Raw genomic sequence first — 8,922 nt, 5'->3', positions numbered from 1 at the left:
ATGTTAATGTTAATCAAAATGGTATTTAGAAGGTATAGCAGTATATTTTAAATTTAAATACATCTCATGTTAATGTTAATCTTGTTAGTGCAATGCTAACTATATATAAAGAGGATATTTAAATACATCTCATGTTAATGTTAATCTATACAAACAATAGCTTACCTATAACAATGCTATTATTTAAATACATCTCATGTTAATGTTAATCTGATACTGATGTCATTGGATTTTATGATGTGGAAAGATTTAAATACATCTCATGTTAATGTTAATCTTGCAAAAGAAGAAGATTTAATAAAAGAGCCAATACCATTTAAATACATCTCATGTTAATGTTAATCATATTTCAGGTGATTATGGTTGTGCTGTTTACTGGCATTTAAATACATCTCATGTTAATGTTAATGTTAATCCATTAGATCCTTCAAAACATGGTGAAAATGTAACATTTAAATACATCTCATGTTAATGTTAATCAAGAGGTGCTGTTAAAACGGACAAGAATAAAGCAGGATTTAAATACATCTCATGTTAATGTTAATCGTTCAGATATTTCTTTTAGTTTTAATTCAACAGGAATTTAAATACATCTCATGTTAATGTTAATCGGTAAGGAAGGCAAGAAAGTATTAATAATAGATATATTTAAATACATCTCATGTTAATGTTAATCTTTTGTAATTGGCTAAGACTGCCTAATTCTAAATATATTTAAATACATCTCATGTTAATGTTAATCAATAATTTCAAATGACAAAATTACTTCGATTTTTTAATTTAAATACATCTCATGTTAATGTTAATCTTTTTTATAAAAAGGTATTTGTGTCTTGTTATTTTTATTTAAATACATCTCATGTTAATGTTAATCATTTCTATCATTTCATCCTTTAGTTTTATAAAATCATTTAAATACATCTCATGTTAATGTTAATCCCTTTATATATTGTTCCATCTAGTCTAATATAATAAATTTAAATACATCTCATGTTAATGTTAATCAAATATAAGAAGTGGGAAAAGATAAACAAAAGACTATTTAAATACATCTCATGTTAATGTTAATCCATAAAGTATCGCCACTTACTACATTATAATATACTATTTAAATACATCTCATGTTAATGTTAATCGAAGTCCCTCTAACAATTGCATCTTTAGCATATAAATTTAAATACATCTCATGTTAATGTTAATCGTTTATTTATAACCCTATTTTCAGGTTTTATTCTAATTTAAATACATCTCATGTTAATGTTAATCGGAGACATAAGACATTTCCCTGCCATGCATATAAAATTTAAATACATCTCATGTTAATGTTAATCTTTCCCATTCCAGTAGAGCCCATTAATACTTTACATTTAAATACATCTCATGTTAATGTTAATCCATATGAAAGTTCATCTAATAAAGAAATTGATATATTTAAATACATCTCATGTTAATGTTAATCAATATGATTTAAGAAACATAGAAATATTAACTTTTATTTAAATACATCTCATGTTAATGTTAATCTGACCATACATTTTTATTTGTTGGATATTCTCTTAAATTTAAATACATCTCATGTTAATGTTAATCGATACATTGGGAATACAAGCAAAATCAAATGAAATATTTAAATACATCTCATGTTAATGTTAATCAATATCTGAACCTATAATGTCCTTTCCATACCTATCATTTAAATACATCTCATGTTAATGTTAATCGTAAACTTACATACAAATAGTCTTATTTCTCCTACATTTAAATACATCTCATGTTAATGTTAATCAAATGAAGTTTTTAAAGAAAAATTACATGAAGAATATTTAAATACATCTCATGTTAATGTTAATCACTTAGTAACCTCATTCTCCATTTGTTTTTCCATATAATTTAAATACATCTCATGTTAATGTTAATCCTCCCATCATAGCTAAATTAGTGTTTGCACTAGCATTTAAATACATCTCATGTTAATGTTAATCGCTAAACTTTTAAATAACAGTTTTCATATAAGCAAATTTAAATACATCTCATGTTAATGTTAATCTAAATGTGGCCACCATAAGAAGTCGTAAAATAAGCAATTTAAATACATCTCATGTTAATGTTAATCATTCTACCTACTAGAACCCTATTACCAGTTTTTATATTTAAATACATCTCATGTTAATGTTAATCGAATTTCAAGAATCCTATAGATTTACATTATGGAAATTTAAATACATCTCATGTTAATGTTAATCTAGAAAGATACAAGAATTTAATAAAGCAATGGATTAATTTAAATACATCTCATGTTAATGTTAATCAAAACCATATTTGTTCAATAAAGCTTCGAAATCATCATTTAAATACATCTCATGTTAATGTTAATCAAAATTTTAGGTAAAGAAGAAACAAAGAAAAGCACATTTAAATACATCTCATGTTAATGTTAATCGCGGCTGCAAGTGGCACTGACTTAGCAACAACAGCATTTAAATACATCTCATGTTAATGTTAATCGTGGCTGCCGTAAATTTTAACGCGGCAAAATATATATTTAAATACATCTCATGTTAATGTTAATCTTATTAGCTGATTCTTCTGCTACTATTTGCATACGGATTTAAATACATCTCATGTTAATGTTAATCATAGTGCAGAAAGTACTATAACAAACCATTTAAATGATTTAAATACATCTCATGTTAATGTTAATCATTGGTCAAAATAATAATTGTATTAATTTACCGATATTTAAATACATCTCATGTTAATGTTAATCTATTAAAAAACGTCTTGGAATATTAAGAGCTGATGAATTTAAATACATCTCATGTTAATGTTAATCATACATGGAGAATAAATAAAAATGGTTATGCAGTAACATTTAAATACATCTCATGTTAATGTTAATCACAAGAAATAGTAAAAAGAGCTTATGACTATATGGCATTTAAATACATCTCATGTTAATGTTAATCAATACTATCTGAGTTTTTTTGAATACATTTGGATTTATTTAAATACATCTCATGTTAATGTTAATCCCTATATTATTACTTATAGTATCTACTAACTTTACCACATTTAAATACATCTCATGTTAATGTTAATCTTTTACACGTTGACTTATCATGTTTCTTTCCAATTCATTTAAATACATCTCATGTTAATGTTAATCTTTTCTAATGCATTATACAATAATCTTTCATTATAATTTAAATACATCTCATGTTAATGTTAATCCTCCACAGGTGGAGAATGTAGAAATAGTAAAGGCATTTAAATACATCTCATGTTAATGTTAATCCTTGCTTCAAAATTATTGAATCTAAGTGGTTTAGGATTTAAATACATCTCATGTTAATGTTAATCTAGTTCTTTAGCAGTAGCTGTTAATTCCCGTAATTCATTTAAATACATCTCATGTTAATGTTAATCGCCTGAAAATGAAATGTTTACAGCTGGACTTACTGCATTTAAATACATCTCATGTTAATGTTAATCCTTCCTAATACTAGCTCCATGCCACGCTCGCCTACATTTAAATACATCTCATGTTAATGTTAATCATAAAGCATTAGAGAGAATGGAGAGTGAAGAATAAATTTAAATACATCTCATGTTAATGTTAATCGTTATTTGAATTACATCAAATGTTTCCTCCAAAATGATTTAAATACATCTCATGTTAATGTTAATCATAGTCATGCAAGCGATTTTTGAAGCTATAGGAAGATTTAAATACATCTCATGTTAATGTTAATCAAAATTAAAGGTTGGTGATGGAAATGGTGCATATTAATTTAAATACATCTCATGTTAATGTTAATCTTTTTTACTATTATTATGACTAACATTAGAAGTAACATTTAAATACATCTCATGTTAATGTTAATCCATTTCTTACAGTTGATGGTGGTTTGCCTATCATTATTTAAATACATCTCATGTTAATGTTAATCTGGTGTACAAACTGGTTTTAATAGTACAAGTTATTTATTTAAATACATCTCATGTTAATGTTAATCAAGGAAGCAATAGGAGCAGCACAAGATTATCGTAAATTTAAATACATCTCATGTTAATGTTAATCTGTGAAGATTAGTGTTAAAGCTAGTCTTTTTTTATATTTAAATACATCTCATGTTAATGTTAATCGAGGTTGCAGCAAGTTCTCCTAGTGAGGTCAATTAATTTAAATACATCTCATGTTAATGTTAATCTAGTAAACAAAAAACAACTACTCAAAATGCTATGAAATTTAAATACATCTCATGTTAATGTTAATCTTTTCCCATTCCAGTAGATCCCATTAATACTTTACCATTTAAATACATCTCATGTTAATGTTAATCCATTGAAAATAAGCCATTCTTAAAATGTTAAAATTCCTCTAATACAGTAATAGTAACACATTATAAAAATTTTACCAAGTGATTTTTAAATATTATTATTCTCATTCCTCAACCTATATAACTCTTGTATTTACCTAGCTCTGCAGCAATTTTAATATAATAATCACCTGGTAAAAATATATGCTATTATTGTACTTTTCATATTAAAGATGTTGGATTTAGATTAAAAATAAATTGGTTAATAATATAAACAAATAAGTAAAATTGACATTTAAATATAACATGCTTCAAAAAGGTAGATAACTTTTACATAAGTCATCTACCTTTTTACAAAAATTCTTATTTTCTTTTTATAGATTTTATACCAGTGATCTCTTCTATATACTCAAATTCAGGATTTATTTCATTTACAAAATCTTTAATCCATAAACTTCTTAAAAAGTAAAAGTAGTCTACATCACCATTTTCTTTATCCCAAATTTCTTTATGTACGCAACTCCTTCTAGTCCATTCCACAAAATTTTCATTACTATTTATAATTTCATTTACTCTGTCACATGGCATTCCATCTAATATATAATCATTTACTTTGTTAAATATATCTTCTGCACTATCTAAGATAAATCCCTCTTCTTTAACTTCTTTTGCTGCCATGATCCCTTGATTAATATACAGTTGTTCTAGTTTTGTTTTAGCTTCTATATTATTATCTATTATGATAGTCGTCCAAGCCGCTACTCTTCCTTCTGATGAATGTATCTTTTCTTGTAACCATCCATGAATATTACTTGTATCTATAATTTCATCAAGAGGTTTATTCGGTAGCTTATCTCCATACTTACCTTCAATTTCTCTTTGTAATTTTGAAATATCTAATCCTTGGCTTTTTGCAACATCAATTATTTCATTTTCTAATCCTTCAAACCATAAAATCTTATTAAATAACCAAAAATGAATTTTTCCTAAAAATAAACTCATATCTTTTCCTCCAATATTGAATAATTTATTATATTAAATATCATGTCCTATATAGTACATTAAATATTCAAATGCATATAAAAACAATCTATATAAAATATATTAATAATTTTTGACGAATTAATGTTTTGCTATAATTTAAGTATACATTTTTTACTCAATTAATTATGTAACAAATGTTACTATTAATGAATTTATTTTAATTAAACAATAAAAAGGACTCTATTTTTAGAGTCCTAATTAATTTTGTAAATTAATATTTATTTTTACATTACCCTTCCAGGCAATACTGCATCTAAAATCCCAATAACTACAGATGCTAATAATGCTCCAATCATAGATACTCTCATATTAGGAACTACAAATTGTGCTAAATATATTATTAAAGCAGCAATTATAAATCCCTTTACACCTTTTCCAATAGGTGATGCATCAATTCCCATAAACATTTCTACTACATAATCTGATACCGTTATTACAACCGCTGCTAATAAAAATGACCATAATCCATTAATACTAAATCCTGGTGTTAAAAACGATGTTATTCCTAAAATGATTACAACTAGTGCTAATCTTGTTAACCAATTCAAAGCACTATTACTATCTGAAGTTTTTCTTTTATGTTCCATAAATATTCCTCCTTATAATGATAATTTGCTTCACATATATTATGCCCATGTAATAAAAATAATATTAAGGAAAAAATATTATAAAAAAAACACTCTATAGATATGTTTTAATATCTATAGAGTAACACTTATAATTTTACATCTCTTTATTACAATAATTTAATAAAGAAAAGTCAATACATGTATAGTCATTAATGTTATTATCTATAATTTTTTTATTTAAATTAAGCCAACTTTTGCATTTATCAAGAATAATTGCATCACTTGTTATAACATTATCTAAAGTTTCTAATATTGAATCAACATTGTTGATATTTTCAACTTGCAAATCAAAATTAAACTCACTTAATAATTCTAATATTTTTTCTTTTAACTTTCCTGAATTAGATACTGGCGCATCCAAATAAAAAATAGCTTTTCTCACTTTATTTTCTTCTAACATTTTTCCAATTAGTGTAATTGCTGTTTCAGTTTTATCTATTATACGATATGTGCCTCTCAATCCTGCCAAATCTCTAATTGTTTCATCCATGCATTTTAATAAAGATGAATTAGATAATGCAACTTCCAATGTTATTATGGTGTTAAATCCATCTATATTTACAACACATCCATCTAAATTGCCTTTAATTTCTTTAGCTTTTCTGATTAAAATTCTATTTTTTGCAGAAACAGCTCTTACTAAAGCTAATCTTTGGCGTTCAGATAATAGATAATGATTTCCTATAAACACCGAGGCACTTTTTATGTTATATCCTTGATTTAAAAGATAATATAAATCCTGTCCAGCCTTATATAATTTTAAAAGTGATTTTTCATTAAACTCTTTTTCATCAGTAGCTACATATCCTCTTTTAACAACTTTACTCATATGTTAATATCCCCTTATTATTGTATCTTTGAATTAAATAGTCTATTTCTTGATTAAATATATTATGAGTTTTTAATCTATATAGTTATACTTTTAAATATAACTATCTAAATTTATTTACTTATTTTTATATTCCACAATTATGAGTAACTCCCAAAAAACATTCCACAAATTCTTTAAAATTATTATTCTTAATAGCTAAATCTACTTATAATGTATCTATCGTAAATATTATACATCTCTTTACATTTATTTTTCAAAATAAGTGTAATAGCTTTTAAAAGACTACTAGATTTAATCTAATAGTCTTTTAAAAGCTAATATTTACTATAAAAATACTCCATTCCTATTCTACTTATTTTAAATGAAGGTATTTTTCTAAACTTCTCTTTATAATACGATGTATTGTGTATTTTTACATACGTGTTATATATATTCTTAACTTCTATTTCACCTTCTTGAACTATTTTATTAAAAAATGATTCAATAGATATTATTTTTAGCTCTCTCATAAATTTTCTTTCATAATTATAAATAACATTATCTATAATTTTAACTAACAATGGATTTTCTTCATATTCAACAACACTACGCCTTATATCACTTTTTGCTCTAGTATAAGTATAATCAGCTATAAAGTCATTTTTTCTTATTTGTGCTTCTTCAGATGCTATCTTCATATCAGCCATGGATATTTTTTGAACTGAATTTTCATAATTTTCTTCTAAATCTTTTTCTAAAATTATATATGGTTTGTAATAATAATCTATTTTCTTCCCATTTTCCAAGGTATTTGTTCCAAGAAATACTGTGTAATTCAGATTTATCTTCTTAATGTTGTAATTGCTTTTTATAAATTTTTCTATAAACTCTTTTGGTTTAAAGTTAGCATTTATGTCTCCTATATTTACTGTCTCACAATACTTCTCATATCTATTTTCCTCTTTAAAGACATAAGCATCATTCATAAAATTTTCCTCCTCAAATCTTATATTATATAATATGAAAAGAAAATTTCTTTTAGTACTACATAATTCTAAGCTATAAATTAATATTTATACAATAATCTTAATATTAACTTTAATAGTATTACGATTTTTGTTGATTATAAAAATAAAATTAATTATAATCTATAAAGTATGATGTTAACATTTACTTTAAAAACATAATCTTTAATTAGTTTTATCAAAATCAAGAGGGGGACTTTTTTGAATACATATAGAGGACTATTATATGCTATTTTATCATCTGTAGCATTTGGGCTCATGCCTATATTTGCATCAATAGCTTACAAAAACGGATCTAATCCGACAACGGTCATAATATTTAGATTTTTATTATCATCAATAAGTATATTTATATATCTTTTATATAAAAAAGTTAAAATTAAAATTGAAAGAAAACCCATGTTAATCTTATTAGCAATTGGGATTATTGCATACACTATTACAACACAAACTTTATTTATGTCTTATAATTATTTAGGTGCTGGACTAGCTACTACTCTTCATTTTATATATCCAGCAATTGTGTGTATTATTGGCTTTGTCTTTCTCAAAGAGAAGATTAGTAAAAGAAAAATAATATCATTATTTCTTTCAGGCATAGGCGTTTATTCTCTTGTTGCTTTTGAAAGTAAATCATTAAGTACATTAGGAATATTTTTAGCATTATTTTCTGGAGTAGCTTATGCAATTAATTTAATTGTATTAGGACTTGACTGTATAAAATCAGTAGATAATAAAATTTCAACTTTATATATGTGTGTAGGGGCTACTCTAGGTATGGTTACATATGGTCTATTTACAAAATCAATAATATTGAGTTTTAATACTAAAATAGTAGGATCATACATAGGAATATCATTAATCTCCACTATAGTATCTATAATTTTATTACTTAAAGCTATTGAATTAATTGGAACTTCATCAACATCTATTTTAGGAACTTTTGAACCAATAGTCAGCATAATTTTTGGTGTATTGCTTCTTGGTGAAAATTTATCTTTTGAATTAGTAATTGGAGCTGCATTAATATTAACTGCAACTATTGTACTAGCTAAAGATACAAAAGGCGAATAAAGATAAAAGTAGGTAAATTT

At 24.8% G+C, this 8,922-nt stretch carries 5 protein-coding genes and 1 CRISPR repeat array; of the genes, 1 reads left to right on the top strand and 4 read right to left on the bottom strand.

The genetic code is table 11. The features are described 5' to 3' along the window. Nucleotides 1-51 precede the first annotated feature (51 nt). Nucleotides 52-4,343: a CRISPR direct-repeat array (repeat unit 30 nt; unit sequence ATTTAAATACATCTCATGTTAATGTTAATC). Between the two features lie 339 nt (nt 4,344-4,682). The 4 genes from NG904_RS13300 to NG904_RS13285 all read right to left on the bottom strand — a co-directional run bounded on the left by NG904_RS13300 (nt 4,683) and on the right by NG904_RS13285 (nt 7,789). After that, a complete protein-coding gene (locus NG904_RS13300; RefSeq protein ID WP_252231964.1) occupies nt 4,683-5,321 on the bottom strand; it encodes a hypothetical protein in 639 nt (212 codons plus the stop codon). Nucleotides 5,322-5,587: 266 nt separating this feature from the next. After that, nucleotides 5,588-5,950, bottom strand: coding sequence for a phage holin family protein (locus tag NG904_RS13295; RefSeq protein ID WP_252212180.1), 363 nt, complete (start codon nt 5,948-5,950; stop codon nt 5,588-5,590). A 136-nt stretch (nt 5,951-6,086) separates the two neighbouring features. Continuing rightward, nucleotides 6,087-6,821: a DUF434 domain-containing protein gene (locus tag NG904_RS13290; RefSeq protein WP_252231962.1), complete on the bottom strand. Its 735-nt coding sequence runs from the start codon at nt 6,819-6,821 to the stop codon at nt 6,087-6,089. Between the two features lie 317 nt (nt 6,822-7,138). Next, nucleotides 7,139-7,789 (bottom strand): hypothetical protein, encoded by a 651-nt coding sequence (locus NG904_RS13285; protein WP_252212178.1) that lies wholly within the window; start codon nt 7,787-7,789, stop codon nt 7,139-7,141. Between the two features lie 240 nt (nt 7,790-8,029). Here NG904_RS13285 and NG904_RS13280 point away from each other — a divergent pair, with 240 nt between their 5' ends. Then, on the top strand, nt 8,030-8,902 hold the full coding sequence (locus NG904_RS13280; protein WP_252231960.1) for a DMT family transporter: 873 nt from the start codon (nt 8,030-8,032) through the stop codon (nt 8,900-8,902). Nucleotides 8,903-8,922 lie beyond the last annotated feature (20 nt).

It is taken from the genome of Clostridium sp. ZBS15 (genome assembly GCF_023845705.1).
Classification (GTDB): Bacteria; Bacillota; Clostridia; order Clostridiales; family Clostridiaceae; genus Clostridium; species Clostridium aquiflavi.
Note: the sequence above shows the minus strand (reverse complement) of the source record. Positions and strands in the feature narration are given on the sequence as shown.

What these genes read in the sequence shown, in the direction of transcription:
- NG904_RS13300 (WP_252231964.1), bottom strand. Translation starts at nt 5,321, where the DNA reads ATGAGTTTATTTTTAGGAAAAATTCATTTTTGGTTATTTAATAAGATT.
- NG904_RS13295 (WP_252212180.1), bottom strand. Translation starts at nt 5,950, where the DNA reads ATGGAACATAAAAGAAAAACTTCAGATAGTAATAGTGCTTTGAATTGG.
- NG904_RS13290 (WP_252231962.1), bottom strand. Translation starts at nt 6,821, where the DNA reads ATGAGTAAAGTTGTTAAAAGAGGATATGTAGCTACTGATGAAAAAGAG.
- NG904_RS13285 (WP_252212178.1), bottom strand. Translation starts at nt 7,789, where the DNA reads ATGAATGATGCTTATGTCTTTAAAGAGGAAAATAGATATGAGAAGTAT.